General features: G+C 63.0%; 25 protein-coding genes. 10 read left to right on the top strand and 15 right to left on the bottom strand.

The genetic code is table 11. The features are described from left to right. Window positions 1-476: 476 nt before the first annotated feature. Window positions 477-749 (top strand): glycogen/starch/alpha-glucan phosphorylase, encoded by a 273-nt coding sequence (locus tag ACNKU3_RS02010; RefSeq protein ID WP_418257733.1) that lies wholly within the window; start codon window positions 477-479, stop codon window positions 747-749. 33 nt (window positions 750-782) lie between these two features. Here the strand turns inward: ACNKU3_RS02010 and ACNKU3_RS02005 are convergent, their stop codons facing one another. From ACNKU3_RS02005 to ACNKU3_RS01980, 6 genes are all read right to left on the bottom strand, one after another. Continuing rightward, window positions 783-1,127, bottom strand: a complete 345-nt coding sequence (locus tag ACNKU3_RS02005) for a hypothetical protein (protein WP_418257732.1) — start codon at window positions 1,125-1,127, stop codon at window positions 783-785. 155 nt (window positions 1,128-1,282) lie between these two features. Then, window positions 1,283-1,792, bottom strand: a complete 510-nt coding sequence (locus ACNKU3_RS02000) for a DUF1348 family protein (protein WP_418257731.1) — start codon at window positions 1,790-1,792, stop codon at window positions 1,283-1,285. A gap of 4 nt (window positions 1,793-1,796) precedes the next feature. Further along, window positions 1,797-2,237, bottom strand: a complete 441-nt coding sequence (gene cynS, locus ACNKU3_RS01995; RefSeq protein ID WP_418257730.1) for a cyanase — start codon at window positions 2,235-2,237, stop codon at window positions 1,797-1,799. Between the two features lie 31 nt (window positions 2,238-2,268). Further along, window positions 2,269-3,189 (bottom strand): ABC transporter ATP-binding protein, encoded by a 921-nt coding sequence (locus ACNKU3_RS01990; RefSeq protein ID WP_418257729.1) that lies wholly within the window; start codon window positions 3,187-3,189, stop codon window positions 2,269-2,271. 2 nt (window positions 3,190-3,191) lie between these two features. Further along, a complete protein-coding gene (ntrB, locus tag ACNKU3_RS01985) occupies window positions 3,192-4,019 on the bottom strand; it encodes a nitrate ABC transporter permease (RefSeq protein WP_418257728.1) in 828 nt (275 codons plus the stop codon). A 3-nt stretch (window positions 4,020-4,022) separates the two neighbouring features. Continuing rightward, a complete protein-coding gene (locus tag ACNKU3_RS01980; protein ID WP_418257727.1) occupies window positions 4,023-5,498 on the bottom strand; it encodes a CmpA/NrtA family ABC transporter substrate-binding protein in 1,476 nt (491 codons plus the stop codon). A gap of 908 nt (window positions 5,499-6,406) precedes the next feature. On the opposite strand from ACNKU3_RS01980, the gene ACNKU3_RS01975 reads away from it, so the two are divergent. Continuing rightward, the gene (locus ACNKU3_RS01975; protein WP_418257726.1) at window positions 6,407-8,296 is read left to right on the top strand and encodes a sigma-54 interaction domain-containing protein; all 1,890 of its coding nucleotides are present in this window, start codon (window positions 6,407-6,409) and stop codon (window positions 8,294-8,296) included. 13 nt (window positions 8,297-8,309) lie between these two features. Here the strand turns inward: ACNKU3_RS01975 and ACNKU3_RS01970 are convergent, their stop codons facing one another. Genes ACNKU3_RS01970 through ACNKU3_RS01950 form a run of 5 tightly spaced genes read right to left on the bottom strand, consistent with a single transcriptional unit; the run spans window position 8,310 to window position 12,765 of the window. Beyond that, window positions 8,310-8,954, bottom strand: a complete 645-nt coding sequence (locus tag ACNKU3_RS01970) for a hypothetical protein (RefSeq protein ID WP_418257725.1) — start codon at window positions 8,952-8,954, stop codon at window positions 8,310-8,312. Beyond that, window positions 8,944-9,468: a DUF2878 domain-containing protein gene (locus ACNKU3_RS01965; RefSeq protein WP_418257724.1), complete on the bottom strand. Its 525-nt coding sequence runs from the start codon at window positions 9,466-9,468 to the stop codon at window positions 8,944-8,946. The genes ACNKU3_RS01970 and ACNKU3_RS01965 overlap by 11 nt, the downstream gene beginning before the upstream one ends. Before the next feature lie 5 nt (window positions 9,469-9,473). After that, window positions 9,474-10,736, bottom strand: coding sequence for a class I SAM-dependent methyltransferase (locus ACNKU3_RS01960; RefSeq protein WP_418257723.1), 1,263 nt, complete (start codon window positions 10,734-10,736; stop codon window positions 9,474-9,476). Then, complete coding sequence (locus tag ACNKU3_RS01955) at window positions 10,733-11,491, bottom strand: DUF1365 domain-containing protein (protein ID WP_418257722.1); 759 nt, start codon at window positions 11,489-11,491, stop codon at window positions 10,733-10,735. The genes ACNKU3_RS01960 and ACNKU3_RS01955 overlap by 4 nt, the downstream gene beginning before the upstream one ends. Next, window positions 11,488-12,765: an NAD(P)/FAD-dependent oxidoreductase gene (locus ACNKU3_RS01950; RefSeq protein WP_418257721.1), complete on the bottom strand. Its 1,278-nt coding sequence runs from the start codon at window positions 12,763-12,765 to the stop codon at window positions 11,488-11,490. Before ACNKU3_RS01950 ends, ACNKU3_RS01955 begins: the two co-directional genes overlap by 4 nt. A gap of 169 nt (window positions 12,766-12,934) precedes the next feature. On the opposite strand from ACNKU3_RS01950, the gene ACNKU3_RS01945 reads away from it, so the two are divergent. The 7 genes from ACNKU3_RS01945 (at window position 12,935) to ACNKU3_RS01915 (ending at window position 18,875) form a co-directional block, all read left to right on the top strand. Continuing rightward, the gene (locus ACNKU3_RS01945) at window positions 12,935-13,519 is read left to right on the top strand and encodes a sigma-70 family RNA polymerase sigma factor (protein WP_418257720.1); all 585 of its coding nucleotides are present in this window, start codon (window positions 12,935-12,937) and stop codon (window positions 13,517-13,519) included. A 4-nt stretch (window positions 13,520-13,523) separates the two neighbouring features. Continuing rightward, window positions 13,524-14,177 carry a ChrR family anti-sigma-E factor gene (locus ACNKU3_RS01940; RefSeq protein WP_418257719.1) on the top strand — a complete coding sequence of 218 codons (654 nt, stop codon included), beginning with the start codon at window positions 13,524-13,526 and terminating at the stop codon, window positions 14,175-14,177. A 134-nt stretch (window positions 14,178-14,311) separates the two neighbouring features. Further along, window positions 14,312-14,713, top strand: coding sequence for a secondary thiamine-phosphate synthase enzyme YjbQ (locus tag ACNKU3_RS01935; RefSeq protein ID WP_418257718.1), 402 nt, complete (start codon window positions 14,312-14,314; stop codon window positions 14,711-14,713). Between the two features lie 128 nt (window positions 14,714-14,841). Further along, the gene (locus ACNKU3_RS01930) at window positions 14,842-16,512 is read left to right on the top strand and encodes an AMP-binding protein (protein ID WP_418257717.1); all 1,671 of its coding nucleotides are present in this window, start codon (window positions 14,842-14,844) and stop codon (window positions 16,510-16,512) included. Between the two features lies 1 nt (window position 16,513). Then, window positions 16,514-17,014, top strand: coding sequence for a GNAT family N-acetyltransferase (locus ACNKU3_RS01925; protein WP_418257716.1), 501 nt, complete (start codon window positions 16,514-16,516; stop codon window positions 17,012-17,014). 57 nt (window positions 17,015-17,071) lie between these two features. Continuing rightward, window positions 17,072-17,452 (top strand): cytochrome P450, encoded by a 381-nt coding sequence (locus ACNKU3_RS01920; RefSeq protein WP_418257715.1) that lies wholly within the window; start codon window positions 17,072-17,074, stop codon window positions 17,450-17,452. A gap of 85 nt (window positions 17,453-17,537) precedes the next feature. Further along, a complete protein-coding gene (locus ACNKU3_RS01915; protein ID WP_418257714.1) occupies window positions 17,538-18,875 on the top strand; it encodes an amidohydrolase family protein in 1,338 nt (445 codons plus the stop codon). A gap of 125 nt (window positions 18,876-19,000) precedes the next feature. Here ACNKU3_RS01915 and ACNKU3_RS01910 read toward each other — a convergent pair whose 3' ends face one another. The 3 genes from ACNKU3_RS01910 to ACNKU3_RS01900 all read right to left on the bottom strand — a co-directional run bounded on the left by ACNKU3_RS01910 (window position 19,001) and on the right by ACNKU3_RS01900 (window position 20,716). Beyond that, window positions 19,001-19,561: a TetR/AcrR family transcriptional regulator gene (locus tag ACNKU3_RS01910; protein ID WP_418257713.1), complete on the bottom strand. Its 561-nt coding sequence runs from the start codon at window positions 19,559-19,561 to the stop codon at window positions 19,001-19,003. A gap of 108 nt (window positions 19,562-19,669) precedes the next feature. Next, the gene (locus ACNKU3_RS01905) at window positions 19,670-20,290 is read right to left on the bottom strand and encodes a hypothetical protein (RefSeq protein WP_418257712.1); all 621 of its coding nucleotides are present in this window, start codon (window positions 20,288-20,290) and stop codon (window positions 19,670-19,672) included. A gap of 15 nt (window positions 20,291-20,305) precedes the next feature. Beyond that, on the bottom strand, window positions 20,306-20,716 hold the full coding sequence (locus ACNKU3_RS01900) for a bactofilin family protein (protein ID WP_418257711.1): 411 nt from the start codon (window positions 20,714-20,716) through the stop codon (window positions 20,306-20,308). Between the two features lie 601 nt (window positions 20,717-21,317). On the opposite strand from ACNKU3_RS01900, the gene rmf reads away from it, so the two are divergent. Further along, window positions 21,318-21,521, top strand: coding sequence for a ribosome modulation factor (gene rmf / locus ACNKU3_RS01895; protein WP_418257710.1), 204 nt, complete (start codon window positions 21,318-21,320; stop codon window positions 21,519-21,521). Window positions 21,522-21,536: 15 nt separating this feature from the next. On the opposite strand, the gene ACNKU3_RS01890 is transcribed toward rmf, so the two are convergent. Further along, window positions 21,537-26,435: an NAD-glutamate dehydrogenase gene (locus tag ACNKU3_RS01890; RefSeq protein WP_418257709.1), complete on the bottom strand. Its 4,899-nt coding sequence runs from the start codon at window positions 26,433-26,435 to the stop codon at window positions 21,537-21,539. Window positions 26,436-26,773 lie beyond the last annotated feature (338 nt).

Raw genomic sequence — 26,773 nt, 5'->3', positions numbered from 1 at the left:
GCGTGATATGAGGAAGAATGGGGATAGTTATGCATTTCCATCCCTGATCACGCAGCGTGCTGTTTCGAAGCACAGTGAAGTTAAAGAATGGGTCTAGTCCAGTATTTACGATTCGTCAAGTTCACGTCATTATTTTCTCGGGTGATCGTGCCTTGAGACGGTAGCAAAGGAGAACCGCAAGAGTTTCACGAATTTGGCATCAGAGTCACTTTCGCTACTCGATATCCGGAGCAGGAACGGCAATTCACGGGACGGTCCAGACATAACACAAAAGGCAGTGACATTCTGGACCTGGCCAAATGCGACCGCCGGTTATTGTGTGGTCCAATCGTTCCAGCAAGGTAAAAGCTGCGAGGGCCGTAATCACCAGAGAGGAGCCCTGTCTGTGTGCCTGGTCCATTGTGCAGCTTGGCAACCGATTCGCGCGTGAAAATTTTCAACGAAAAAAGGGGTCAGAGCCCCTTTTTGACACCGAATTGTTTCGGGGGCTCACCGACGGCCTGCTGCACCACGACCCCTACATGCTGTTCGCCGACTTCGCGTCCTACGTGAGCTGCCAGGATGAAGTTTCGCGCGCCTACCTGGATCGCGAGCACTGGACGCGCATGTCGATCCTCAACGCGGCGCGCTCGGGCAAGTTCTCGTCGGACCGCTCGATCCAGCAATACTGCGAGGATATCTGGCACGCCTCGCCGGTGAAGATCAAGCTGCTCGGCCACGACGAGGAGCCGACCGGGTTTATCCAGTAAAAAGTAGGGGGACGCCTTCAACCGCGGACCGGATCAATCCTCACCGGCGCCGACTGCATCCTTGGTGGCATCCCAGGCCTTCTCGCTACCCTCCTTGGTAGCATCCCAGGCTTTTTCACTGCCTTCTTTAGTGGCGTCCCAGGCTTCGCCCGAGGTCTCCTTGGTCGCGTCCCAGGCTTTCTCGCTACCCTCCTTGGTGGCGTCCCAGGCATCCTTCGAAGTTTCCTTCGTGGCGTCCCAGGCGTCACCGGAGGCTTCCTTGGTCTTGTCCCAGGCCTCGGCACTGGATTCCTTTGCCTTGTCCCAATTGCCTTCCTCTTCGGCCTGGACGCAAACGGGAAGGAGTACGAGCAATACGGGAAGTAAGAGCTTTTTCATAATGTTCACCTGTCGGGATGGTCTTATTGGCCGTTACCGACAAGCAGTATAGAACGACATTTGAGGGCTAACTTCGGGAATATGAAAACAATGCCCACCGCTGTCTCCAGCAGCAGACAGAGCGATTGCGATCACCCCGGGAATAACCGGTTGTACTAGAGCCCGAGCGCCGACAATCCCGGATGATCAGCCGGCCGCGGTCCCTTCGGCCAGAAGAACTTGCGGTCGTACTCGCCGATATTCAGGTCGTTGATACTGGCGTGGCGAGCGCGCATCAGGCCGTACTCGTCGAACTCCCAGTTCTCGTTGCCGTAGGAGCGGAACCAGTTGCCGCTGTCGTCGTGCCACTCGTAGGCGAAGCGCACCGCGATGCGGTTATCGCTGTGGGCCCAGATTTCCTTGATCAGGCGGTAGTCCAGCTCCCGCTGCCACTTGCGCTGCAAAAACCAGACAATCTGCTTGCGTCCGCGCAGGAATTCGGTGCGGTTGCGCCACACCGAATCCGGCGAATAGGCCAGCGCAATGGCTTCCGGATCGCCGCTGTTCCAGGCGTCCTCTGCCTTGCGCACCTTGAGTACCGCCTCCTCGTAGCTGAAGGGCGGCAGTGGAGGCCTGGGCTCGATCCCGGCCTCCGCGTCAGGCGCTACCAGGGAACTGGCACTCACTGTCTTACCAGCTCTTGTAGGGCAGGAATTTACCGTTCATGGTAAGCAGCACCCTGTCGCCCTTGGGATCCTCGATCTTGTCCACCTCCATGGAAAAGTCGATGGCGCTCATAATGCCGTCGCCGAATTTTTCCTGGATGACTTCTTTCAGGGTATCGCCGTAGACGCCGACGATTTCATAGAGGCGGTAGATCAGGGGGTCCGTCGGCACCGTCTGCTCCCAGACCTTGGTGGGGAAAGCTTCCAGCGCGGTCGCCACTTCCGGCCCCAGGCCCAGGTACTCGGCGATGGCCGCCGCTTTTTCCGGCGGCGCGCTGTTCATGCCCAGGCAGGCCGAGGTCAGCCAGACCGGCGACATCCCCAGTTCCTTGCCCATCGCTTCCCAGCTCAGGCCCTTCGCCAGCTTGGTGGCGACGATCGTTTCAGTCATGGTGATTTTATCCATCAGGATTTTCCTCTTGCTCGCGATGGTGATGTCAGATGGCGGCCTTGACCGCCGATGTCGTTGATTCCGGGGCGCCCTGCCCCGATGTGATTTCAGTTTCCGCTGATTCGCCTTCCGCCCCCGGGTCCACCTCGCGCGGCTGTGCGCCCGCGGGTGTGCCGGGTCCCGACAATTCGCCGGAGCGGTTGACGAGGAAGTTCACCAGGTAATTGCGGATGCGGTAATACGCCGGGTTGTCGATGATCTCGCCGCGGTTGCGCGGGCGATCGATGCTGATCTTCACCGACTCCGCCACCCGGGCGTGGGGGCCGTTGGTCATCAGCAGGATGCGGTCGGCCAGCAGGATCGCCTCGTCCACGTCGTGGGTGATCATGAACACGGTCTGGTGGGTTTCGCTCCAGATCTTGATCAGCTCGTCCTGGATGATGCCGCGGGTCAGCGCGTCCAGCGCGCCGAAGGGTTCGTCCAGCAGCAACAGCTTGGGGCTGGTGGCGAAAGCGCGGGCGATACTCACCCGCTGGCGCATGCCGCCGGACAGCTCCGAGGGCTTCTTGTACAGGGAGTGGCCAAGGCCGACCATCTCCAGGAACTTCGTGCTGTGCTCGGTAACCTGCTTCTTGCTCCACTCGGAAAAGCGCGCGCGCACACCGAAGTTGACGTTTTCCAGCGCGGTGAGCCAGGGCAGCAGGCTGTAGTTCTGGAACACCACGCCGCGTTCCAGGCTGGGGCCGAGCACCTCCTTGCCGTCCATGATGATATTGCCCGCGGAGGGTGTATCCAGCCCCGCCAGCACATTGAGAATGGTCGACTTGCCGCAGCCGGAGTGGCCGATGATGCAGACGAACTCCCCCTTGTCGATGGTGAAGTTGGCGTCTTCGAAGACCACCATCTCGCCGTCCCTGGACGGGTACTTGCGCGCCAGCCCCTCGATACTGAGGAAATGCTTGGTCATGATTACTCCTCGTACTGCACGAGTTTTTCAACCCGTCCGAGAATGAGATCCAGCGCCATGCCCACCACCCCGATCATCAGGATGGAGAAGATCACACTGTTGAGATCCAGGTTGTTCCACTCGTTCCACACGTAGTAGCCGATGCCCGTGCCACCCACCAGCATCTCGGCGGCCACGATCACCAGCCAGGCGATACCGATGGATATCCGCATGCCGGTCAGGATGGTTGGCGCCGCCGCGGGCAGGATCACCTGGAAGGCGGTTTTCAGCGGGCCCAGCTCATGGGTCTTGGCCACCCGCACCCAGTCCTCGCGCACGTTGGCCACCCCGAAGGCGGTGTTGATCAGCATCGGCCAGATGGAGCAGATGAAAATCACGAAGATCGCCGACTGCTCCGAGTCCTTGATGATGAACAGCGCCAGCGGCATCCAGGCCAGCGGCGAGATCGGCCGCAGCACCTGGATGAACGGATTGAGCGCCTTGTACATCAGCGGCGACATGCCCACCACGAAGCCCAGCGGGATTGCGATCAGGGCCGCGGCGAAATAGCCGGTCAGTACGCGAAACAATGAATAGGCCAACTGGATGCCGATGCCCTTGTCGTTGGGGCCGGCGTCGTAGAAGGGATCGCTGAGTTCCGCCCAGGCGTGCTTGATCACGTCCGAGGGCGGGGGCACCCGCGCCTCGTCGTCGGCCCCGCCCATCAGCAGTTCGAACTCGGACATCGCCTCCGTGGCCTCGGGAGGCTGGTTCAGCGCCTCCCACAGGCCCAGGCAGACCACCAGGATCATCAGCGACACCAGGGTCGCGCGAACATTCAGTGAGGCCATGGTTCAGGTCCGCTTGATGGCAAAGCTGGCGATGTATTCTTCCGGCTTGGTGTAGTCGAACTCCTTGCCCATGATGGTGTAGTTCTCGTAGGTCTTGGCCGGCGGCTCATAGCCGAGGCTCTTCATGACCTCCGCGGTTTCCGAGGCCACGTAGACCTGCTCGGCGATGCCGGTGTAGTCGATGTCGCCCTCCACGTAGCCCCAGCGCTTCATCTGGGTGAGGATCCACACCGCCATCGAGTGCCAGGGGAAGGGGTCGAAGTCGATGCGGTCGGGCACGTCGTAGACCTTCTTCTCCAGGCCGTCCACGTAGCGCCCGGTGAGCACCTGGTTGACCACGATCTCCGGCTGATTGAGGTAGTTCTTCGGCGAGATGGCCTTGGCGATCTCCGCGCGGTTCTCCGCCTTGTGCGAGTAGTGGGTGGCGTCGACGATGGACTTGAACAGCGCCGCGTAGGTGTTGGGCATCTCGGTAGCGAACTTCTGGCTGCAGGCGAAGGCGCAGCAGGGGTGACCCTCCCAGATGTCCTTGGTCAGGGTGTGCAGGAAGCCGACTTTCTCGTACACCGCCCGCTGGTTGAAAGGGTCGGGTGAGAGATAGCCGTCGAGGTTGCCGGCGCGCAGGTTGGCCACCATCTCCGGCGGCGGCACTACGCGGATCTGGATATCCTGGTCCGGATCGATGCCGTGTTCCGCCACGTAGTAGCGCAGCAGGAAGTTGTGCATGGAGTAGTCGAAGGGCACGCCGAACTTGAAGCCCTTCCACTGTTTCGGGTCGCGCTTGTCCTTGTGCTTGTTGTGCAGCACGATGGCCTGGCCGTTGATGTTCTCCACCGCCGGCATGATATAGGGCGTCGCCGTGGAACCCGCGCCCATGGTCATCGCCAGCGGCATCGGGGTGAGCATGTGGGAGGCGTCGTACTCGCCGTTGAGCGACTTGTCCCGCGCCACCGCCCAGCCGGCGGTCTTGATCACGTCCACGTCCAGGCCGTACTTGGCGTAGAAACCCATCGGCTGGGCCATGATGATCGGCGTGGCGCAGGTAATCGGCACGAAACCGACTTTCAGCTTGGTTTTTTCCAGCGGCCCGATGGAATCCTTCACCGCCGCCTTGACCTTATCCATCGGCAGGATGGTACCCAGCGCCGCCGCCAGGGTGCCGCCGCCCACCAGCTTGATGAACTGGCGCCGGTCGGCGTCGTTGTGGCCGAACACCCCGCGCACGATCGCGCTCTCGATCACCCGGTCCATCATGTCCTCCGAGCTGTCGAACTGCGGGCTGGCGGGACCCGCCGCCGGGGCCGTGTGCGCGTGGCTGGCGCCCGCCTCGATCTGGCGTTCCAAGAGTATCTGGCGCTCCCTGTCTCCCAGCCCCCCGGGGTTCGCCGCTTCCGCTGAACAGGCATCACAACTGCAGCTGGCGGTATGGGTCAGTCGGGTATCGGCATCGAAGGGATTGCCAAGGCTCTTGTTGCTCATGGTGGTGTGTCCTCATCCGGTTGTCGTTGTGTGGTTCAAGTTGGTGCGCAGGTGGATCGCGCGGGTCGCTCTCTGCTCATGTTGCCCCTGCTTGCTGCCCTGCTTTCGGCCGGCTTCCGCCGGATCGGCACTCTTTGCGCAGCCGCTGACAGGTAGATAGCAATTCCGGTGCCAAACTGTCGGTACTGGCTTAACTTGTTGTTATGTGTTGATTTATTTGGGTTAGGCCGGAGATGCCTGGGGGTACGAAATTTCGTAAATCACGGGGTTTCGTAGTTTTTGATTACGAATTTTCGTAGTTTGGCCTGGTTCTTGAATAACTGTGTTTGTGTAATCGGGAGGTTTTTGGGGGCGGTGCGTGGCTCCCCGGTCTGTGCAGGACTATGCCTGTTGGAACACGCCAAAAAGCGCACGTCCGTGTGCAGGCTCGGGTGGCGACATCCATGTCGCCACACGGTTCCAACAGGCATAGTCCTGCACAGCCCTCCGTTTCGAGCGAGTGCGGTGCGCTGGAGGAATCCATTCTCGAACCAAGGCGCGGGAATCGGGAATCGGGAATCGGGAATCGGGAATCGGGAATCGGGAATCGGGAATCGGGAATCGGGAGCAAGTGTGTGATCAAGAAATACCAAACGACAAATCAAAGCCCATTCCCGATTAGTTTCTGTTTGAACGAACTCACCAAAGATCCGGGTTAACCGCAATGCGAGGACTGAGTCGCAGTCAGCCCCACTGGAACCGTGCGGCGACATGGATGTCGCCGCCCGAGCCTGCACATGGATGTGCGCTTTTTGGCGCGTTCCAGTGGGGCTGACTGCGACTCAGGCCGGGTAGGTCCACCGACAACGGGTAGGCCCTCCAACACCCGAAATCACCAAAGATCAACACTCCGTAAAACCAGAGAACACATGAACACCTACAACCGCCATTTCAACTTTTCTGCCACCGCCCAGCTGATCATCGACCCGGCAGAAGACGCGATCATCGAAGCCAACCAGGAAGCCTGCCGCCTGCTGCAAATGGACCTGCAAACCACCATGGCACAACGCCCCAGCCGCCTGTTCTCGCCGAGTTTCCCCGGCTTCATCGCCTTCACCCAGGAACTGATCGAGCGCGGCCGCGGCTGGTCCGACCAGTTACAGGTGCTCTCGGCAGAGGAACCCGTACACATCGAGCTGACCGGCCGCTACAGCGAATCGGGGGATGAACGGCTGTTGCACCTGAGCATGCAGAAGACCGCAGAGCTGGACAAACTGCGCGCGCGGGCCGATGCCCACCGGCACTACCTGTCCGGCATTACCCACTGGCGCCGGGTTTCCCAGGTGTTCCACGAGTTCGAACGGGAAAACCAGTTGCTGCTGGATGCCGCCGGGGAAGGCATTTACGGGGTGGACGCCAACGGCAACACCACATTCGTCAACCCGGCGGCGGAACGGATTCTCGGCTACAGCGCGGAGGAACTGGCCGGGCTGAACATGCACAAGATGGTGCATCACTCCCACGCCGACGGCTCCCACTACCAGATCGACGCCTGCCCGATCTTTGCGGCCTTTCGCGACGGCAGCGTCCACCGGGTGGACAACGACGTGTTCTGGTCGAAGTCCGGGGAACCCATCGACGTGGAATACACCAGCACCCCGATTCGCGACGACAATATCATCGTCGGTACCGTGGTGATCTTTCGTGACGTATCGCAGAAAAAAGCTGACCGGCGCCGGCTGGAGGCGGCGCTGGAAGAGGTCGAACGCCTCAAGCACCGTCTGGAACTGGAAAACGCCTACCTGCAGGAAGAGATCAACTCGGTATTCAACCACCACCGCATCGTCGGCAAGAGCGCGGCGATCCAGAAAACCCTGCAGCAGATCGAACTGGTGGCGCCCACCGACGCCACGGTGTTCATCCACGGCGAATCCGGCACCGGCAAGGAACTGATCGCCCGCGCCATCCACGAGATCAGCCCGCGCTCGCAGCGTTCGCTGATCCGGGTCAACTGCGCGGCGATTCCCGAGGAGCTGTTCGAGAGCGAATTCTTCGGCCATCGCAAGGGTGCCTTTACCGGCGCCACCGACGACCGCGCCGGGCGTTTCGAACTTGCCGATGGCGGCACCCTGTTTCTCGACGAGGTGGGCGAGATTCCCTTGCGGCTGCAGGGGAAGCTACTGCGGGTGCTGCAGGAGCAGCAGTTTGAACGGGTCGGCGAAGCCGTCACCCGGGACGTCAACGTGCGCATCATAGCGGCGACCAACCGTGACCTGGCGGCGCTGGTCCGCGAGGGCCTGTTCCGCGAGGACCTGTATTTCCGCCTCAACGTGTTCCCGGTCGAGTCGGCGCCACTGCGGCAGCGGCGCGAGGACATTCCCCTGCTCACCCAGCACTTCCTGAAAAAGGCCTGCCAGCGGGCCAACAAGGGTGAACTGAAACTGCCGCTGGCGGAGGTCGACAGGCTGTGCAACTACCACTGGCCGGGCAATATCCGCGAGCTGGAAAACGTCATTGAACGCCAGGTGATTCTCACCCGCGGCAGTGTGGTGAAATTCGAGCCGCACTTTTTCCCCGCGGACCGGACCGAGGCACTGGCGGAGAGCCCCGTTTTCGCCCGGGAGCGGGAAGCCATCGCCTCCGATGACGAGTTGCGCCTGCAGCAGCGCCAGAACATCATCGCCGCGCTGAAACACTGTAATGGCAAGGTTTTCGGCATTGGCGGCGCCGCCGAGCTGCTGGCGCTGAAACCCACGACACTGTCATCGCGGTTGAAAAAACTGGGGATCGACGCGCGGCAGTTCAAGGTCAACGCCTGAACCGCTGCGCTGTTCAGGGGGCCGCTACAGCGTATTCGTAGCGGATGACGACATTTTGCGCGGCGCCGTCTGCCGCGGGAATGTTGCTCACCCCGCGGTACTCCAGCAGGCGCCGGGCGGCGCGGGAATAGACCAGCTGCAGCTCACCCCCGACCAGCGCCACCAGCCAGTTTTTCGGCCTGACATTGAGACACAGCCGCTCCGCCGGGCAATCCGCCTGCTCATCGGCCCAGGCCAGCATCGCGAGTGCCGAGTCGCGGCCCGCCGGCAGGAAGCGGAATGTCACGGGCTTGCCGGCCGCCAGCACAGGCCATTTTTCGCGCACGAAATTATCGAAACCGGCATCGATGACGACACCCTCGGGAAAATTTTCAGCGTCAACTGCAATGCGCTCGCCGAGGCGCCGGTCCTCGAAAAGCAGGGAAGGCGCCGATGGCGCAGCGCTGTAATCGAGCTGTTTGCGGGCGATCAGCTCACCGCCGGGCTCGCGGTACTCGACGCTACAGTCGACATTGCCGGGTTCACAGCTGTGGTATTCGCGGTAGCGCAGTTCACCGTTCTCCGCGTCCACCGCCGTGCCCACGGCCTGTAGCGCCGCCACCGGCAAGGCCTGCAGAAGACTGCCGGCAAGGACCACGGCCCGCCACTCACGATGCATAGCTACTCCGGCCCCCGGGCTGCGCGCCCGCCAATCTCGCGGCAATCAGCAGCAGTGCGGGAAACAGCAGGGCCCACAATACTGTCAATGCGATATCGGTAAGCGGGGATTGGCCAAAGCTGATATCCGTCATGGCAGCGCCCAGACGATAGCTGCCGTACCCGGCCACCGCGCCGAGTACCGCCGCTACCAGCGGCGCGCGAGCCAACCCCGAGAAAGCGTGCATGAGGGTCGTCGCAAACAGCGGCCACAGGGCCGACAGCCACAGCGGTGCCGTGCCACCGGCGCCCGGCCGGATCAGCAACCCCGAGAAAAACAGGCACTGGTCCAGCACCAGGCCAAAGCCCGCGAGGCTGAGGATCAGGGCCAGCTCCGCCCTCCCCCGGCCCAGCCAGATGAGGTGCGCAGCCACGTAGAAGATGACCAGCGGCCAGGCCAGCAGGGCCGACTGGCTCGCGATCACCGCGAACCAGATGACGTTGAACAGCAGGCCATTGACGAGATTGCGCCACAAGACGGTTACTCCCCGAAGCGGTAGCCGGGCTTCGCCAGGGTTACCTGCACAGTGGAGATGATGCGTTCGCGGAAACCGCCCTCACAGTAGCACAGGTAGAACTCCCACATACGCAGGAACATCTCGTCGTAGCCCATGCCCCGCACCTCCTCCGCTGCGGCGAGGAACCGCGCTCGCCAGTCGGCGAGGGTCCGCGCATAGTCCGCGGTGATGTCGCGCAGGTTGACCACCTGCATATCGGTTTTGCGGGCCACGTGCCGGGCGATCACTTCCACCGAGGGCAGGCCGCCGCCGGGGAAGATGTACTGCTTGATAAAGTCGACCTCGTCGCGCGCCTGGGCGTAGCGCTGGTCGGCGATGGTGATTGCCTGCAGGGCGAATTTGCCGCCGGGCGCCAGCAACTCGCCGCAGCGACGGAAGTAGTCGGCGTAGTACTCGTGGCCCACAGCCTCGATCATCTCCACCGAAACCAGCTTGTCGTAACGTCCCTCCAGCTCCCGGTAGTCCTTGCACAATACGGTGACCCGGTCCTGCAGGCCGGCCGCCTCGACCCGGGCGCAGGCATAGTCGAATTGTTCGCGGGAAATCGTGGTGGTGGTCACCCGGCACCCGTAGTGGGTCGCCGCATGTACCGCGAGCCCGCCCCAGCCGGTGCCGATTTCCAGCAGGTGATCTTCAGGGGACAGTTCCAGTTGCTGGCACAGCAGGTCCAGCTTGTGGATTGACGCCTCCTCCAGGCTGGCCTCGGGCGAGGGGTACACCGCGGAGGAGTACATCATCGTCGGGTCGAGAAACAGGCTGAAAAAATCATTGCCGAGATCGTAGTGGGCACTGATGTTGCGGCGCGAACCGCTCAGGCTGTTGCGGTTGCGCCAGTGCAGGAGTTTTGCACCCCAGCGCTGCAGGCGCGAGCCGCCGGAATCCATGGCATCCATGGCGTGGAGGTTGGCGGAAAACAGCCGCATCACCGCCACCAGATCCGGGGAAGTCCAGAAGCCCTGCATATAGGCCTCGCCGGCACCGACGGTGCCGCCGGAAACGACACTGTGGAAAACACGGGGGTCGTGCACGATCACCTCGGCGCTGATGCCTCCTGGAGCATCGTCACCAAAATGCCGTGACGAACCGCGCTCGTGGATGGTGAGGGTTCCGCCGCGCAGGCGCTGCAACAGGGCGTAAACCAGTCCGCGGGTAATATCCGCACCACTGCGCACTCCCCGGAATGACGGCAGGGTTATCGCACGGACGCTGCTTGCATTACTACTCATGCTTGACTCTCTCTGTTCTGGGTTTTCGGATGGGGTATGAACGGCACCCCCTTGAGCCACAGGCGCAATGCCTGCCAGTAGATCGCCCCTGCCACGCGCAGGGTCATGAAGGGATACAGGGCGAGGTAGCGGACAAACACGGCGGGAGAGCTGCCCTGCCGCCGCAAGTGCAGGCGGGCCTCGAAATGGCGTTTATTGCCGGCGTAATTGGCCAGTCGCAGGCTGATGTCCGCGCCCGGCCGGTTACTGCGCCAGCGGTAGCGCATGTCCATGGGCATGAACGGCGACACGTGCATGGCCTTGCCGAACGACGCTTCCAGCCAGTCGCCTTCAGCATCCCCGGGCACCACGTAGGCGTGGCGCTCGCCCCAGGGCGTGTTGGTCACCTCGGCCAGCACGCTGTGCACGTGACCGCTGGCGTCGAGGCAGTAATAGCAGCTGATCGGGTTCATCAGGTAGCCGAAATAGCGCAGGTTGGCGAGCATCAGCACCGGGCCGGGCGGGCGCTCACCGGTCGCCTCCTCGACCCGGTCGAGCACCGCCTGCTTCAGGGGCAGCGCGGGGTCGCCGAAAAAATCCTCCCGCCGGAAGCGCGCCGGTGACCAGCGCCGTGCCGACCAGCCGGGACAGCGCGCCAGCAGGTCCGGCAACTCGTCGAGATCCAGCAGCGGCATGAACACCCGGTAGCGGAAGGCGTGACCCGCCGGTTCGAGCCGGCGGTGCGTGACCCAGCCGCTGTAAATGGCGCTGTTCACGCGGCGCTGCCCAACGGCCCGCGGTCTTCCGCGGCCGCGGCACCCAGGCCCCGGGCGACGCGCAGGGCCGAGCAAACGCCATCCTCGTGGAAGCCGTTGTGCCAGTAGGCGCCGCAGTACCAGGTCGCGCCGCCGTTGATTTCCTCCCAGCGCTGCTGGGCGCGCATTCCGGGCAGCGTGAACACCGGGTGGGAATACTCGAACTCACCGAGAATCTTGTGCGGGTTGATCGCCTCGCGATCGTTCAGGGTAACGCAGAAGGTCTCGGGCGCGTCGAGACCCTGCAGGATATTCATGTTGTAGGTGACCGTGGCACGCTGCGAGCCGGGCCGGCGCAGGTAGTTCCAACTGGACCAGGCGCGGCGGTTGGCCGGCAGCAGGCGGATGTCGGTGTGCAGGACGACCGAGCTCGGCTGGTAGGGGATCGCACCGAGGATCTCGCGTTCGGCTTCGCTGGGGTCGGCGAGCAGCGCCAGTGCCTGGTCACTGTGGCAGGCGAAGACCACCGCATCGAAATGCTCGCTGCCGCCCCCGGCAAACAGGACGCGCGCGCCACCGGTTTCCCGGCGCACCGCGCTGATTTCAACACCGGTGCGCACCCGCCCGGCGAAGGGGTCGACCAGCGGCCGCAGGTACTCGCGGGAGCCGCCCTCGATCACCCGCCACTGGGGCCGGTCGGATACGCTCAACAGGCCGTGGTTGCGGAAGAAGCGCAGGAAGAAGGCCAGCGGAAAATCGAGCATTACCGGGGTGTCGGCCGACCAGATCGCCGCCCCCATGGGAATGATGTAGTAGTCGCGAAAGGCATTGCCGTAGCCGCGCTGGCCCAGGTACTCACCGAGTGTGGTGTCCACGGGCACGCGCCCCGCCTCGAGATCGGCGAGCGCATCGCGGTTGAAGCGCAGGATGTCGCGCAGCATGCCCAGGAAACGCGGCGAAAGGAGATTGCGGCGTTGCGCAAACAGCGTGTTGAGGTTGGAGCCCGCATACTCGAGCCCGCTGGCGCGATCGCTGAGACTGAAGCTCATCTCCGTCGGCTTGCCGCGAATCCCCAGTTCGTCCATCAGGGCGATAAAATTGGGGTAGGTCCAGTCGTTATAGACGATGAACCCCGTATCGACGGCGAACCGGCGCCCCCCCACGGCGACGTCGACCGTGGCGGTGTGGCCACCGATCCGCTCCGAGCGCTCCAGCACATGTACTTCGTGCTGGCGGCACAGGTAGCGCGCGCAGGACAGCCCAGCTATCCCCGCGCCGATTACGGCGATTTTCATTGACTGTTTGCCCCCGGCGACTGTACACAGTTGGTTTACTGAGAATACGCGGTCCGGATGCAACCGGATCAACGCTAAGGCACAGTGATCCAAACCCGGCGGCCCGGCGTATAAACGACCGTAACCAGACCCCGGATCAGCGACACAGGCCGACATCATCGTGAGGCACATGACTACAGAGACAGGACCGCAGGCCCCTGAACAGCGCAACGACGAGCTGAGCCGGGACCTCGAACGGGTCGGTGCCAACCGCGACCGCGACGCTTTTGCCCGCCTGTTCCGCCATTTCGCCCCCCTGGTCAAGGCCTTTGCCCTGGGCGGTTCGCCGCTGGCGGCGAGCCATGCCGAGGAACTGGTACAGGAAGTGATGATCAAGGTCTGGCAGAAATCGCCCGGATTCGACCCGCGCAAGGCGTCGGCGAGCACCTGGGTATACGCCATAGCCCGCAACAGCCGAACCGACATGTACCGCCGCCTGCAAAAATTCGACACCCCACTCAACGCCGAGGATATCTGGCCGGATACCGGCAGCGTGGAACTGTTCAGCAGTGTGCAGATGCACCGCGACGCGGCGCGCGTCCGCAAGATGCTGGGCGAACTGCCCCACGAACAGGTACAGGTACTCACCAAGATCTATATGGAGGGCAAGTCCCAGTCGGAGGCGGCAGCGGATCTCGACCTGCCCCTGGGTACCGTCAAATCCCGCGTGCGCCTGGCCCTGAACAAACTGCAACTGCTGGTGGAGGAGGCCTGAGGACATGATTCACCACCATCCCGACAATCGCACACTCACCGAGCACGCCGCCGGCACCCTGGCCCTGGCACCTTCGATCTGTGTCACCCTGCACCTGAATGTCTGTGACCAGTGCCGCCGCGCCCACCGCCAGCTGCAGGACCTCGGTTCCGCGCTGTTCGAGCGCCAGGCCGAGGCCAGCGTACCCGACCGGCTGCTGGAGACCGTGCTCGCCCGCATCGACGAGGAGCAGGCGCCGCTCAGCCACCGGCCACCGCCCGCGGCACAGGGCAGCCCGCACCTGGTGCAGCGCCTGATCCAGGGCGATTTCAAGGATCTCGACTGGCGCCATATCGGCTCCAGCGTACAGGTCTGCCACCTGCGCACCGGGGACCGGGAAAACGAGTTCGCCCTCTACCACATTCGCGCCGGCGGCAGCATCCCGCACCACACTCACCGCGGCAATGAGCTGACCCTGGTGCTCGAAGGCGGTTTTTCCGATGAGGAAGGCCACTACAGGGCGGGCGATTTTATCCAGCGCGACGCCAGTCACCGCCACTCCCCGACCGCGACCCTCGATCGCGACTGTATCTGCGTCGGGGTGCTGGATGCCCCGGTGCGCTTTACCGACTGGCGCTTTCGTCCGGTCAATCCTTTCCTGCGCCTGCAGGCACGCTAGGTCCATTTCCTGAACCCCTCCCGGGTCGCTTCGGCGGCCCTTTTTTTTTTGGGGCGCCGCCGCAGCTGCAGCGGATGGGGTTACAGGCCGCTTCATGGGATGCTTTACAATGGCGGTCGCAAAGGAGAAAGCGCGTGATCGTCACACTACCCATAACCGTGTCGGGGCAGGGTTTGCACCCCTTCACTTCGGAAGTACAGCGGATCGTCGCCCGGTCGGGCCGGGACGAGGGCCTGTGCAGCCTGTTCATCCGCCACACCTCGGCCAGCCTGCTGATCCAGGAAAACTACGACGACAGCGCCCGGCGCGACCTGGAAAACTGGCTCAACCGGCTGGTGCCGGAGAACGACCCCCTGTACACCCACACGCTGGAGGGGCCGGACGACATGCCGGCGCATATCAAGGCCGCGCTCACCGCGACCCAGCTGGGCATACCCTTCCAGCACGGGGAACTGATGCTGGGCACCTGGCAGGGTATCTACCTGTGGGAGCACCGGCGCTTTCGCGGAACCCGCGAGGTGGTATTACACTTGTGAATAGCGGAATTAATCCCCGGAGGGTGATCGCGAGTCTCGCCACGCCCCCGGACTGTAGTACCCTGATGCCCGCGACGAAGTTTTGGCCGCGCCCCACACGGCGCCCTTGAACCGGGGAATCCCTTGGCATGAATTATCCCATCGACAAGCTGCTGTTGCAGGCTGCCTACGAGCATGAGGCCAACCGGCCGGACAGCGTTTTCCTGACCCAACCGACCCCGGACGGGGTAGTCGACTACAGCTGGCGGGAAACCATGCGCCAGGCGCGCTGCATGGCGGCCTACCTGCGCTCCCTCGACCTGCCCGACAACAGCAATATCGCGATGGTGTCGAAGAACTGCGCCCACTTCGTCATCGCCGAGCTGGCCATCTGGATGGCCGGGCATTGCACGGTGGCCCTCTACCCGACGCTGCATGCCGAAACCGTCGGTTATATCCTCGGCCATTCGGAGGCCAGACTGCTGTTTGTCGGCAAGCTGGATGACTGGGAGGCGATGCACCCGGGGGTGCCCGCGGACATGCCGCTGATCGCCTTCCCCCTGGCCCCGGCGAACGACTACCCGCAGTGGGACGATATTGTCGCGAACCACCCGCCAATAGGCGATAACCCGGAGTGGCCGGCGGAGCGACGCGCCCTGATCTGCTATACCTCCGGCAGTACCGGTAACCCCAAGGGGGTCATGCATTCCTTTTACTCGGTGTCCGCCCCCGCCTGCCTGGTGGGCGACGTGTTCAACATAAGCTCCGCGGACCGCATGCTTTCCTACCTGCCGCTGGCCCACGTGTTTGAGCGCGCGGTGGTGGAATCCGGCGGCATCTACCACGGCGTTCACATCTACTTCGCCGAGGAACTTGACACCTTCCTGCAGGACATGCGCCGGGCCCGCCCCACCGTGTTCCTCAGCGTTCCACGCCTGTGGCAGAAGTTCCAGTCCGGCGTACTGGAGAAAATGCCGGAGAAGAAACTGCGCCGGCTGCTGAAAATCCCGCTGCTCAGGGGCATTGTCCAGCGCAAGGTGCTCGACGGCCTGGGCCTCGGCGACGTGCGGCTGGCCATCTCCGGCTCTGCCCCGCTGACCCCGGAACTCCTGCGCTGGTACGACCGGCTGGGCCTGCCCATCATGGAAGGCTACGGTATGACCGAGGATTTCGCCTATTCCCATGTCAGCCTGCCGGGCTCGCGGGAGATCGGCTATGTCGGCAAGCCGCTGAAGGGGGTCGAATCCCGTATCTCCGGGAAAGGTGAGATCGAGTTGCGCGGCCCGGGACTGATGATGGGTTACTACCGGGACCCGGAGCAGACCGCCCAGGTCATGACCGGGGACGGCTTCTTCAAGACCGGCGACCGCGGCGAGTTTTCCAAAGATGGCCTGCTGCGGATCACCGGGCGGGTCAAGGAACTGTTCAAGACCAGCAAGGGCAAGTACGTCGCCCCGGTGCCGATCGAAAACCTGCTCAATGCCAGCAACCTGGTGGAAATGAGCTGCGTCAGCGGGTCCGGCCGCCAGGCCTGTTATGCCCTGGTGCATCTCTCGGAAAGCGCCCACCAGCGCTACGACGATCCGGCCTTTCGCCGCCAGGCGGAAGCGGAGCTGGAATCGCTGCTCGCCGGGGTCAACAACGCGATTGAGGAATTCGAACAGATCAAGTTCATCGCCGTGGCGCGCGAGGCCTGGACCATCGAGAACAACTTCCTCACCCCGACCCTCAAACTGAAGCGCGATGTGATCGAGGCGGCATTCGAACCCTTCCTCGACCAGTGGTACGCGGAAAACCGCAAGGTGATCTGGCAGGACTGAGATGGAACCGGTTAGGATCTTTTACCTGGAGATGCACTCCCCGGAGGAGCTGCGCCCGGGCAAGCCCGCCGACCAGCTCGAGGTTCGCGAGGCCCGGATCAAGCAGTTCCCCTTCAACCGCTTTCTCTACCAGCATGTGGGCGCCCCCTGGGCGTGGACCGACCGCCTCAGCTGGAGCGACGAACAGTGGCGGGACTACGCCGAGTCGGACAACCTGCGCACCTGGGTCGCCTGGTGCGAAGGTTCCCCCGCGGGCTATTTCGACCTCGAGCGACAGGCCGGGGACGAAGTTGAAATCAAGTACTTCGGACTGGCGCCGGCATTTATCGGCCGCGGCTTCGGCGGCCACCTGCTGACCCGCGCGATCGAGGAGGCCTGGCGCTGGGGGCCAACCCGGCGGGTGTGGGTGCATACCTGCACGCTCGACCACCCGAGCGCGCTGGCCAACTACCAGTCCCGCGGCATGAGACTCTACCGCAGCGGTACCCAGAACGGCGACTGATCAGCCGCCCTCCCGCAGTCAGGCACAGTGTGTCGACCATCCTGCCGGTCACCGACATTGACGCGCACCAGCAACGACCCCGCGCATTTCGATCGGCCGCGAAAATTTGACATCGAACGCGCCAACGCCAGCGATCGCGTCGTTTTCAGCAAAGGCAGGCACGCCTGCATCGGTGCGCCACTCGGGGCCCTGGAGTCGCGTATCGCCATCGAGCGCTTTCTCGCGCGTACCCGTGACCTCAGCCTCGACGACCTCCATCACGGCGGCGAGGAAAACCGCCACTTCCAGCGGGTGGTGGGCCGGCAAGAGCAGGAAGTTGGTATTCATTACCTCGCAGGCATGGTGATCCCACAGATCCAATTACTCATGCCCGGGGGAATCCGGGTGATCGTCTATCAGCAGCCCACTCACCGGGCGGGCACCCGGCGCCGGGCTTGATCCAGATCAATGAAGACTATAATCAAAGGAGCTAACGTCGTAAGCGCAAACCCGCCAGCTACCGCATAACAAAAGGAGCTCCACGATGACACGCAATATGAATGACATGGTGCTTATCAGTACCGACGATCACATCTGCGAACCCCCCACCCTGTTCGACAACCACCTGTCGGGCGAAGCGCTTGCCACGGCACCCAAGCTCAAAACCGACAAGAACGGCAAGAACTACTGGAGCTACCAGGGCAAGACCAAACCGGGGATCGGCCTGAACGCAGTGGTCGGGCGCCCGTTCGAGGAATACGGAATGGAGCCCAACGCGCTGCACGACATGCGCGATGGTTGCTACGACGTACACGGTCGCATCAACGACATGAATGCCGACGGCATAGCCGTGCAGATGAATTTCGGCAACTCAATCGGCTTTGATAACGACACCTTCCACCAGGCACCGGACAAGAATCTGGCCCTCACCCACCTGAGGGCCTGGAACGACTGGCACATCGACGAGTGGTGCGGCGCGTACCCGGGCCGCTTTATCCCCCTGGCCATCCTGCCCAACTGGGACATGAAGGCCACCGTGGAGGAAATCAGGCGCGTCGCCGACAAGGGCTGCACTGCGGTCAGTATGTCCGAGAACCCCACCAAGCAGGGACTGCCGAGTATCCACAATGAATATTGGGCGCCCTTCTTCAAGGCGGTGGCGGACCACGACATGGCCATCGCCCTGCACATCGGCTCCGGCAATCCGGTCCCGCATGCATCGATGGAAACGCCGATCGAGGCCTGGATCAGCACCATGCCCCTGTCAATCTCCGTGGGGGCGGCGGACTGGATGCAACTGCAGGCCCTGCACGACTACCCCAATCTTCGCATCGCCCTTTCCGAGAGCAGTATCGGCTGGATTCCCTACTTCCTCGAGCGGGCGGACTTCTCCAACTGGCGGCACAAGGCCTGGACCAATTCCCGTTTCCAGGACATGAAACCCAGTGAGATGTTCCGCCGTCACTTCCTCTGCTGCTTTATCGACGATGCCTTCGGCCTCAAGCACCTCGACGATGTCGGCGAGGACATCGTCGCTTTCGAGACCGACTACCCGCATTCTGACGCCCTCTGGCCGCAGGCACCCGAGCATCTCTGGGAACAGTTGAAGCACCTGACCCAGGAACAGATCGACAAGGTAACGCACCGCAACGCCATGCGCTTCTTCCGCTTCGACCCCTTCAAGCACTTCAAGCGCGAGGAGCTGACTGTGGGTGCGCTGCGGGCACAGGCGGCAGCAGCCGGGGTCGACACCAGCCCGGTATCCACCGGCGGCGCCCGTCCGGTCGAGGAAGGCGTGGATCGCCCGGTTACCTCCGGCGACTTGGCGGTGATGTTCAACAAGCACGCCACCACCATCGCGGAAACTGAAACCGCAGCCTGAGCGCAGCTGCAGAACGCCCGCCGGGACCACGGCGGGCGGACTGCCGAAATTGCAGGTCACTGCGCGATTAATACAGCAGTTTCGCGGGGATAGCGGGTAACGTTTCCAGCGCTTCTGCTACAGCATCAGGCCTCCAGCTGGTTGAAGAACTCCCGGATGGTTTTCTTCACTGCCCGGTGCCCCCGGGTCACCCCCAGCGAGGCCTCCCGGTTGAGCGCCAGCGCCAGGCTGGTTCCCATGAACGCAATCACGTCCGGCGACAGGCCCTTGTCGAGGCTCCCGCTCCTGGCCATCGCCCTGCGCAACGCCGAGACCTGGATCTTGCGCGATTCCTCGATAAAGGCGATGACTTCCGCCCGCACACCTTCGCTGCGGTTGGCCAGGGCCATGAACTCGGATATGAGGCGGGCGTCACTGGTGTTAATGCAGATATCCCAGACATCGTGCAGGGGCCGGTCCGAGGCCAGCGCCTCGCGCAGGCGGCCGATTTCGCGAATGGCAAGTCGTTTGAAGGATTCGAGGACCAGGTCGTCCATGGTGCGGAAGTAGTAATACACCAGGCGCTGCTTGACCCCGAGATATTCCGCCACCCGGCGCGAGGTCAGCGCCGCGTAGCCCTCTTCCCTGAGTATATCTTCCGCGGCGTTGAGCATGCCCACACCCATCTCGGAATCGATGGGACCCATTCTCCTGCTGGACGTCATCCGCTATCCCCCGTCAAAAGCGCAAGTGTAGCGTTGCGCGTGGCTCCGGCGCCAATCCGCCCACTCGCCAACTACCGGGGAGCGGCGCGTTCAGCTGCCGGACCTTGCCCCGCCGCGGGGCGATACCAGTGACTCGCCGAGCCCGGCGCCGCGGAACAACAGTTCCAGGCGGCTCTCCGCCAGCAACACGGAGCGCTGCACTGTCAGTCCCTTGAGCAGGGATTGCAGGCGGGCCTGGGGAAGCGGCGCGTATCCCGGCAGGGGCGCCGGGCGTGGCCGCAGGTTCAGTTCGCTGCGGGACAGGATGCCGAAACGCTGCGCCTTCTGCGCGGCGCGCGTGTTGTGCACCCCAAAGGCATGCGCTGCCACCCCGGGTGTCAACATCGGGCGCAGGCAGGCCATGAAGGCCTTTATGCATTCCTCGTCGAGGTAATTGAACACATCCCAGAACAGGCACAAATCGAAATTGGTACCGGGGTCGAAATCCAGGATGTCCTGCATGCGTTGCTGCACGGTAAGTTCGTCGCCCTCCTCGAATGCCAGTGGCAGTTCGGCGAAGAGGTCGACGAAGAACAGCTTGCAACGATAACCCGAAAAGAACTCCACCGTTTCCGGCAGAGCCGGACCAATGTGCAGTACATTGACCCGGACTTCTTCGTTAAGCCGCTCGAACAGACCGGGCAGCAGCTGGCTACTCTGCTGCTCGCTCATAGGGTTGCGCGGGTATCAGCCCTGCTTCAGGTCCAGGCCAGGCGTCTTGTCCGCGGCCGCGGCAGGCGCAGCAGGTGCGGCAGGTGTGGCCTTGGGTGCCAGGGAAACCTTGGCGGGCTCGCCCGGATCCATGTCGATGGAGCCCTTGAAGATCGCGCCGTCCTCCAGGGTCATCCGCGGGGCAATGATGTTGCCCTTCACGTTGCCGGTTTTGGAGATAACCACTTTCTCGGTGCCGCGGACATCGCCGGAAACTTCGCCGTCGATGCGCACCGTACGCGCGGTAATGTCTGCATTCACCTTGCCGGATTCACCTACGGTAACCTCGTGTGCACCCAGATCGATGGTGCCCTCGACTTTGCCCTGGATTAACAGGTCTTCGTCGCCGCTGACACTGCCTTTGATCTCAATGCTGGGTCCAATCATTGCTCTACTCCTGGTAGTTACAGGTGCCGGGGTCGCGGGAGGCGGCGGCGTTGAAGGTGACAGGGCAGGTTTTGCCGCTTCCGGTTGGGGAGCTGGCGGCGCCGGCCGGTTCTTATTGCGTTCAAACATCGGGGTGCTTACCTCACTCTTTCCGGGGCCGTTCATCCTATCAAGTGAACCCCGGTGGAACTATAGGGTGAATCCGGTTTTGTGCAGAAAACGCTGATCGATTCTGTCACAGCAAGCGGGCTCTGACCGCGTCAGCCGGGGGGAAGTTCAGCGCATCCTGCCCCAAACGGGTGAAAACAGTCGATTCAGCACAATATGACAGTTTTGTTATATCGGGTTTGATGCCTCAGAACAAAACGTTGTTTGCACCCCTGCCGGTGGTCTGTTTTCATGGGGACGTGCCTTTCGGCACCCACCGCTGTAATGCCTCGCAATCGGCGCAGTAAGCCAGGCGAAAAGTGCAGTACCGCAAAGTAATCATTCAACCAGAAACACGCGACAATACATCCTATCGACCACCGCCCGCGGTGGGCGCGAAGTGTCTCCCGCGGCCACAGACGGCGGTGCCGACGCCACAATCGGAGGCTGTTCTATGAAAAGACGGAAGCGTGACATGAACTCCCGGGCATTTGACAAGGGCTACCAGGCGGGGGTCAGCGGCCGCAGTATGGATTACTGCCCGCACGAAAATATGACCCACCGACAAAACTGGATTTCCGGCTGGCGCGAGGGCCGGTCAGACCAGTGGGATGGCCTGACCGGGGTTTCAGGAGTACACAAGTTACGCACGCTGTAACCGCGCACCTATCGTTCAACCGGGCCTGACTCCTTCAGGCCCACAGGATTGCAGTTCCGCCAGCCGGGCGCTGCTCTGGGCCAGGTCCAGCAGTTCCCGGTTGGCTACCGCGAACATCGTGAAATCAGGCGCTTCCGCCGCATGCAATTCCGCCAGCATCAGGCGCCAGCGCTGCAACAGCGGTTCCTGCTGCTGCTCCCAGGCCTGCAGGCAGGCATCGATATCCCCTTCCGTCCCCATATAACTCAGGGCTCCCACCGCAAGGCTGCGCTGCTGCCATTCGAGGTCCTCCAGGTAGGTATCCCGGGCCATGGCCTGCCATTCGTTGTCGACGTTGGCGGCCAGTATCTGGGCGCTGAACCAGTCCAGGTCCAGGCGCTCGCCGATACTGAAATACAGCCGCGCCACGTGCTCCAGCGGCGCGCCTTCCTGGCTCGCCGCCTGCACAACACCCAGCGCGGTATAGGCCAGTGGCGTTGCGGCCACCCGTTCCGCCAGGGCCTCGTCCACGCCGGCATTGATATAGCGTTCGCGGCGATCGCGAAATTCTCCGGCAGCGCGGCCGCGCAACAGCGCGGGCAGGGCCTCGGCCAGCTGCTGCAGTCCCGGCTGGAATTCCTGCGTCAGTTTGCCGGGCAGGAGTTCGTGGCGCCGGTTGCGCAGCAGCCAGCGGGTGGTGCGGCGCACCAGTCGCAACAGGTTGAGCAGCATGTCGCCCTGTACCGCGGAGCTGACCTTGACATCCAGCAGCTCGATCCAGTCCCAGAGTTCGCGCAGCTGGTACATTTCCAGCACTGCGATATAGGCCCTCGCCACATCGGCAATGCTGGCGCCGGTGGCCCGGCTCTGGCGCATGACGAAATTGAGGCCCATACGGTTGACGACATCGTTGGCCAGCTGGGTCGCGAGGATTTCCCGGTGCAGGCGGTGGCCGTGCACTTCCTCCGGGTACTCCGCCACAAGGCGCGCGGGAAATGCCGACTGTACGAGGCTGGCGAGGTGAACATCTCCGCCGAGGTCGGCGTCCATCAGCTGTTCCTTGAGGATACCCTTGGTATAGGACACGAGTACGCATAGCTCGGGCCGGCTGAAGGTCTGGCCCCGGCCGCGCCGTTCCACCAGTTCCTCGTCACTGGGCAGGAATTCCAGCGCCCGGTCGAGCCAGCCGGCGAATTCCAGCACTTCCACGAAGCGGCAGTATTCCCCGAAGCGCGCCTGCGCCTGGGATTCCACCAGGCTGATTGCCTGCGCCTGGCGGTAATTGTTGTGCAGGACCAGTTCCGCCACGCTGTCGGTCATCTCTTCGAGCAACTTGTCGCGCTGTTTGCCGGTCAGGTCGCCGCGCGCCACCACGGCGTTGAGCAGGATCTTGATATTGACCTCGTGGTCTGAGCAATCCACCCCGCCGGCGTTGTCGATAAAGTCCGTGTTCAACCGCCCGCCGTGCAGGGCGTATTCAACGCGCCCCAGCTGGGTCAGTCCGAGGTTGCCGCCCTCGCCCACCACCCGGCAGCGCAGGTCCCGACCATCCACCCGCAGGGCGTCGTTGGTCTTGTCGCCCACCGCCACGTGGGATTCCGTGGACGCTTTCACATAGGTGCCGATACCGCCGTTCCATAGCAGGTCGACCTGGGCCTGCAGTGCATACTGGATCAGTTCATTGGGCGTCAGGTGGGGCTCGTCGATGCCGAACCGCGCCGCCATCTGCGTGGTGATGGTGATCGACTTGGCGCTGCGCGAAAACACCCCGCCGCCCGCCGAGATCAGCTCGCGGTTGTAGTCCGCCCAGCTGGAGCGCGGCAGGTCGAACAGGCGCCGGCGTTCAGCATAACCGGTAGCGGCATCCGGATCCGGGTCGATGAACACGTGCAGGTGGTTGAAAGCCGCCACCAGGCGGATGTGGCCGGACATCAGCATGCCGTTGCCGAACACGTCGCCGGACATGTCGCCGATACCGACGACCGTGAAATCCTCGTTCTGCACATCCACGCCGAGTTCGCGGAAATGCCGCTGCACCGACACCCAGGCGCCGCGGGCGGTGATACCCATGGCCTTGTGGTCGTAGCCCGCGCTGCCGCCGGAGGCGAAGGCGTCGCCCAGCCAGAAGTCATACTCGGCGGAGATGCTGTTGGCGATATCGGAAAAGCTGGCGGTGCCCTTGTCCGCGGCGACCACCAGGTAGGGGTCGTCGTCGTCCTTGGCGACCACGTGGGGCGGCCGGATAATGGCGACCTCGCCGCGGTTGTCGGTGATATCCAGCAGGCCGCGAATAAACAGCTTGTAACACTCGATGGCCTCCGCCTGGGCCTCGTCGCGGTTCATCTCGGCGCGCAGTTGCCGGGCGACAAAACCGCCCTTGGCGCCCACCGGCACGATCACCGCGTTCTTCACCTGCTGGGCCTTCACCAGCCCCAGCACCTCGGTGCGGAAGTCCTCCAGCCGGTCCGACCAGCGCAGCCCGCCGCGGGCCACCTTGCCGCCGCGCAGGTGGACGCCCTCGACCCGGGGGGAGTAGACATAAATCTCGTACAGCGGCACCGGTTTCGGCACCTCGGGAATATCCGCGGGTCGCAACTTGAGCGACAGGTAGGACTTCAGGTTGCCCCTGTCGTCCTGCTGGAAGAAATTGGTCCGCAGGGTTGCCTTGATGGTCGTGACATAGCGGCGGATGATGCGGTCCTGGCCGAGGTTCTCCACCTGCTCCAGCGAGGCCAGGATATCCTGCTCGACTTTTTCTTCGTGCTGGTTCCGCCAGTCCTCATCGCCGTCGAACACCGGCGAGAAGCGGCTCAGGAACAGCTCCACGATCAACGCGGTGATCTGCAGGTGGTCCGCCATGGTCTCGGCGATATATTCCACGCTGTAGGTAAAGTTGAGCTGCCGCAGGTAGCGCGCATAGGCGCGCAACAGGGCGATTTCACGCCAGTTGAGGCGGGTCCCGATCAACAGCCGGTTGAAGGAGTCGCTTTCGGCCTCGCCAAACCAGATCCGCGCGAAGGCATCCTCGAACTCCTCCTTGACCTCCTCCAGGTCGATATTCTGGGAGAGGGTATAGAGCATGCCGAACTCCTGCACCCAGAAAGTCTCGCCCTCCGTACTGCGGATGCCGTAGGGCCGTTCCGATACCACCCGCAGGCCGAGGTTTTCCAGGATCGGCAGCACGTCGGACAGCGGCAGGCTGTCTCCCCGGTGGTAGAGCCGCAGGCGCAGGTCCTGCTCGCCGTCCTCGGGTTGCCGGTAGAGCGAGATGGCCAGCGGTTCGCCGCGCAGCAGGCGCAACAACTCGCGAATGTCGGCAACCGCGATGCGCGGGTCACAGTCATCGCGATAGCCGGCGGGAAAACCGTCCGCCAACAGGGCGCTGTATTCATGCCCCAGTTCCTCGCCGAATTCCTCCACCAGGCGAATGTGCAGGCGGTCCTCCCAGGCCAGTGCCGCCTGTACCACCTGGTGTTCCAGCGCGGCGATGTCGACGTCGAGCTGCAGGGCGGGATTCACCCGCAGCACAAAGTACACCCGCACCAGAATGGATTCGGTGAACAGCGTGGTGAACTCGGACTCCTCCGCCTTGTAGGCCTCGCCGAGGATACCCTCGATTTTCTCGCGCAACTCCGTGGTGTAACGATCGCGCGGCACATAGACCATGCAGGTAACGAACTTGCCGTGGGGGTCGGTACGCACGAAGAGCCGGGTCTGGCGCCGCTCCTGGATGCGGTTTATGGCGTTGACCGTGTGATACAGCTCCTCCACCGAGGACTGGAACAGTTCGTCCCGCGGGTACAGCTCCAGCACCCGGGCCAGTTCCCTGCTTTCATGCTCGGCCCAGTCGGAATTGGATTTCTCGAGCACCGCGTGCACCTTGCGCCGCAGGATGGGGATAAACCGCGGATGCATGGTATAGACCGAGGAGGTGTACAGGCCGATAAAGCGATGCAGGCCAACCAGTTCACCCGCTTCATCGAAGACCCGTACGCCGATGTAATCCGGATAGGTCAGGCGGTGTACCCGCGAGCGCTGCCGCGACTTGGAAAAATTCAGGGGTTCATCGCGCAGCTGCTGCGGCGTGAACTGGGCGAGGTCCGCCTCGAGATCGGCCACCCCGCGGGTATCCCGGTGCCGCAGCAAACCCAACCGGTTTTCCTCCAGCGCGCTGACCACCGGGTGCGCTCCGCTGCGGTCTACCTGCAGGTACTCGTAACCGAGCAGGGTCATGTGACGCTGGCTCAACCAGTTGAGGAAGGCAGTGGACTCCTCGCGTATGTCGCCATCGGCAGAGGCCGTCGCAGCCAACTCCTCGGCCACCAGCTCCAGCTTTGCGGTCATCGCGGCGAAGTCGTCGACGACCTGCGCCACCTCCGCCAGGATCCCGAGAATCGTCGTGCGCAGGTCATCGAGCTTTTCCGGCTGGGACTGCCGCGCCAGCTCGAAAAACACCACGGCCTCGCTGCTGCAGTTTTCATCCTCCCCGGGCATGCAGGTCTCGCTGTTGCCGAGAATGGCCAGCAGTTCTCCTTCCCGGTTGCGGCGCACCGCGAGGTTGGAGCTGGCGACGATGTGGATGGGCAGGTTGCGGCGGTTGATCTCGCCGCGCACGGAGGCGGTCACGAAGGGAATGCCCCGGCAGAGTATCAGCAGCACGGTGTTCGGGCTCTCCCAGCCGTGGCTCTGTACGCCGGGATTGAAGAACTCTACCCGCGGCGCTTCCGCTGACCAGTCGCGCATGCTGTGGAGGATGTAATAAAGGCTGCCGTAGAGGTTTTCCACGGCACAGCTGCGCAGGTCTTCGACGCCCCAGCGGCCGTAGAAGCTGTCAGCGAGGTTGCGCAGGGATTGCCGGTCGCCCTCGTCCGCGTGTTTATTGATGTAGTTGTCCAGTTCGGCCAGCAGGTGCTGCTTCGGTGTGTCCCAGATCATGCGTCCGGTTCCTGTCGTCTTTTGGCTGTCCGCTTGCGGGCGGTTGTTGTGTCCAAGTCTAGCAAAGACATCGTGGAGGGAATTGGTATTCCTTGGGGCAGGATTTGGTATTCCTTGGGGTTGGCAAATGGCTGGGTGCCCATCGCCGGAATGAAGCTCCTCTAACTTGGGTAGTCAATCCACGTCTGTCACATTGGAAGCGTCAATTGGCGAATACGTTCGGTGACAGGGACTTGCCCTACGTCGGGAAGGGCGCGCCTGAACCCGGGTCGCCAATCCAAACATGCCTCACCGGGACCGCCAAAAAGCGCACATCCATGTGCAGGCTCGGCCTCGGA

The sequence above is a fragment of the Haliea sp. E17 genome (assembly GCF_048323675.1).
Taxonomy (GTDB): Bacteria; Pseudomonadota; Gammaproteobacteria; order Pseudomonadales; family Halieaceae; genus Mangrovimicrobium.
This window is presented reverse-complemented; position numbering and strand designations above follow the sequence as displayed.

Coding starts and splice junctions, on each gene's coding strand:
- ACNKU3_RS02005 (WP_418257732.1), bottom strand. CDS start 1,127: ATGAAAAAGCTCTTACTTCCCGTATTGCTCGTACTCCTTCCCGTTTGC.
- cynS (WP_418257730.1), bottom strand. CDS start 2,237: ATGGATAAAATCACCATGACTGAAACGATCGTCGCCACCAAGCTGGCG.
- ACNKU3_RS01990 (WP_418257729.1), bottom strand. CDS start 3,189: ATGACCAAGCATTTCCTCAGTATCGAGGGGCTGGCGCGCAAGTACCCG.
- ntrB (WP_418257728.1), bottom strand. CDS start 4,019: ATGGCCTCACTGAATGTTCGCGCGACCCTGGTGTCGCTGATGATCCTG.
- ACNKU3_RS01980 (WP_418257727.1), bottom strand. CDS start 5,498: ATGAGCAACAAGAGCCTTGGCAATCCCTTCGATGCCGATACCCGACTG.
- ACNKU3_RS01975 (WP_418257726.1), top strand. CDS start 6,407: ATGAACACCTACAACCGCCATTTCAACTTTTCTGCCACCGCCCAGCTG.
- ACNKU3_RS01970 (WP_418257725.1), bottom strand. CDS start 8,954: ATGCATCGTGAGTGGCGGGCCGTGGTCCTTGCCGGCAGTCTTCTGCAG.
- ACNKU3_RS01960 (WP_418257723.1), bottom strand. CDS start 10,736: ATGAGTAGTAATGCAAGCAGCGTCCGTGCGATAACCCTGCCGTCATTC.
- ACNKU3_RS01950 (WP_418257721.1), bottom strand. CDS start 12,765: ATGAAAATCGCCGTAATCGGCGCGGGGATAGCTGGGCTGTCCTGCGCG.
- ACNKU3_RS01945 (WP_418257720.1), top strand. CDS start 12,935: ATGACTACAGAGACAGGACCGCAGGCCCCTGAACAGCGCAACGACGAG.
- ACNKU3_RS01940 (WP_418257719.1), top strand. CDS start 13,524: ATGATTCACCACCATCCCGACAATCGCACACTCACCGAGCACGCCGCC.
- ACNKU3_RS01930 (WP_418257717.1), top strand. CDS start 14,842: ATGAATTATCCCATCGACAAGCTGCTGTTGCAGGCTGCCTACGAGCAT.
- ACNKU3_RS01925 (WP_418257716.1), top strand. CDS start 16,514: ATGGAACCGGTTAGGATCTTTTACCTGGAGATGCACTCCCCGGAGGAG.
- ACNKU3_RS01915 (WP_418257714.1), top strand. CDS start 17,538: ATGACACGCAATATGAATGACATGGTGCTTATCAGTACCGACGATCAC.
- ACNKU3_RS01910 (WP_418257713.1), bottom strand. CDS start 19,561: ATGGGTCCCATCGATTCCGAGATGGGTGTGGGCATGCTCAACGCCGCG.
- ACNKU3_RS01905 (WP_418257712.1), bottom strand. CDS start 20,290: ATGAGCGAGCAGCAGAGTAGCCAGCTGCTGCCCGGTCTGTTCGAGCGG.
- ACNKU3_RS01900 (WP_418257711.1), bottom strand. CDS start 20,716: ATGATTGGACCCAGCATTGAGATCAAAGGCAGTGTCAGCGGCGACGAA.
- rmf (WP_418257710.1), top strand. CDS start 21,318: ATGAAAAGACGGAAGCGTGACATGAACTCCCGGGCATTTGACAAGGGC.
- ACNKU3_RS01890 (WP_418257709.1), bottom strand. CDS start 26,435: ATGATCTGGGACACACCGAAGCAGCACCTGCTGGCCGAACTGGACAAC.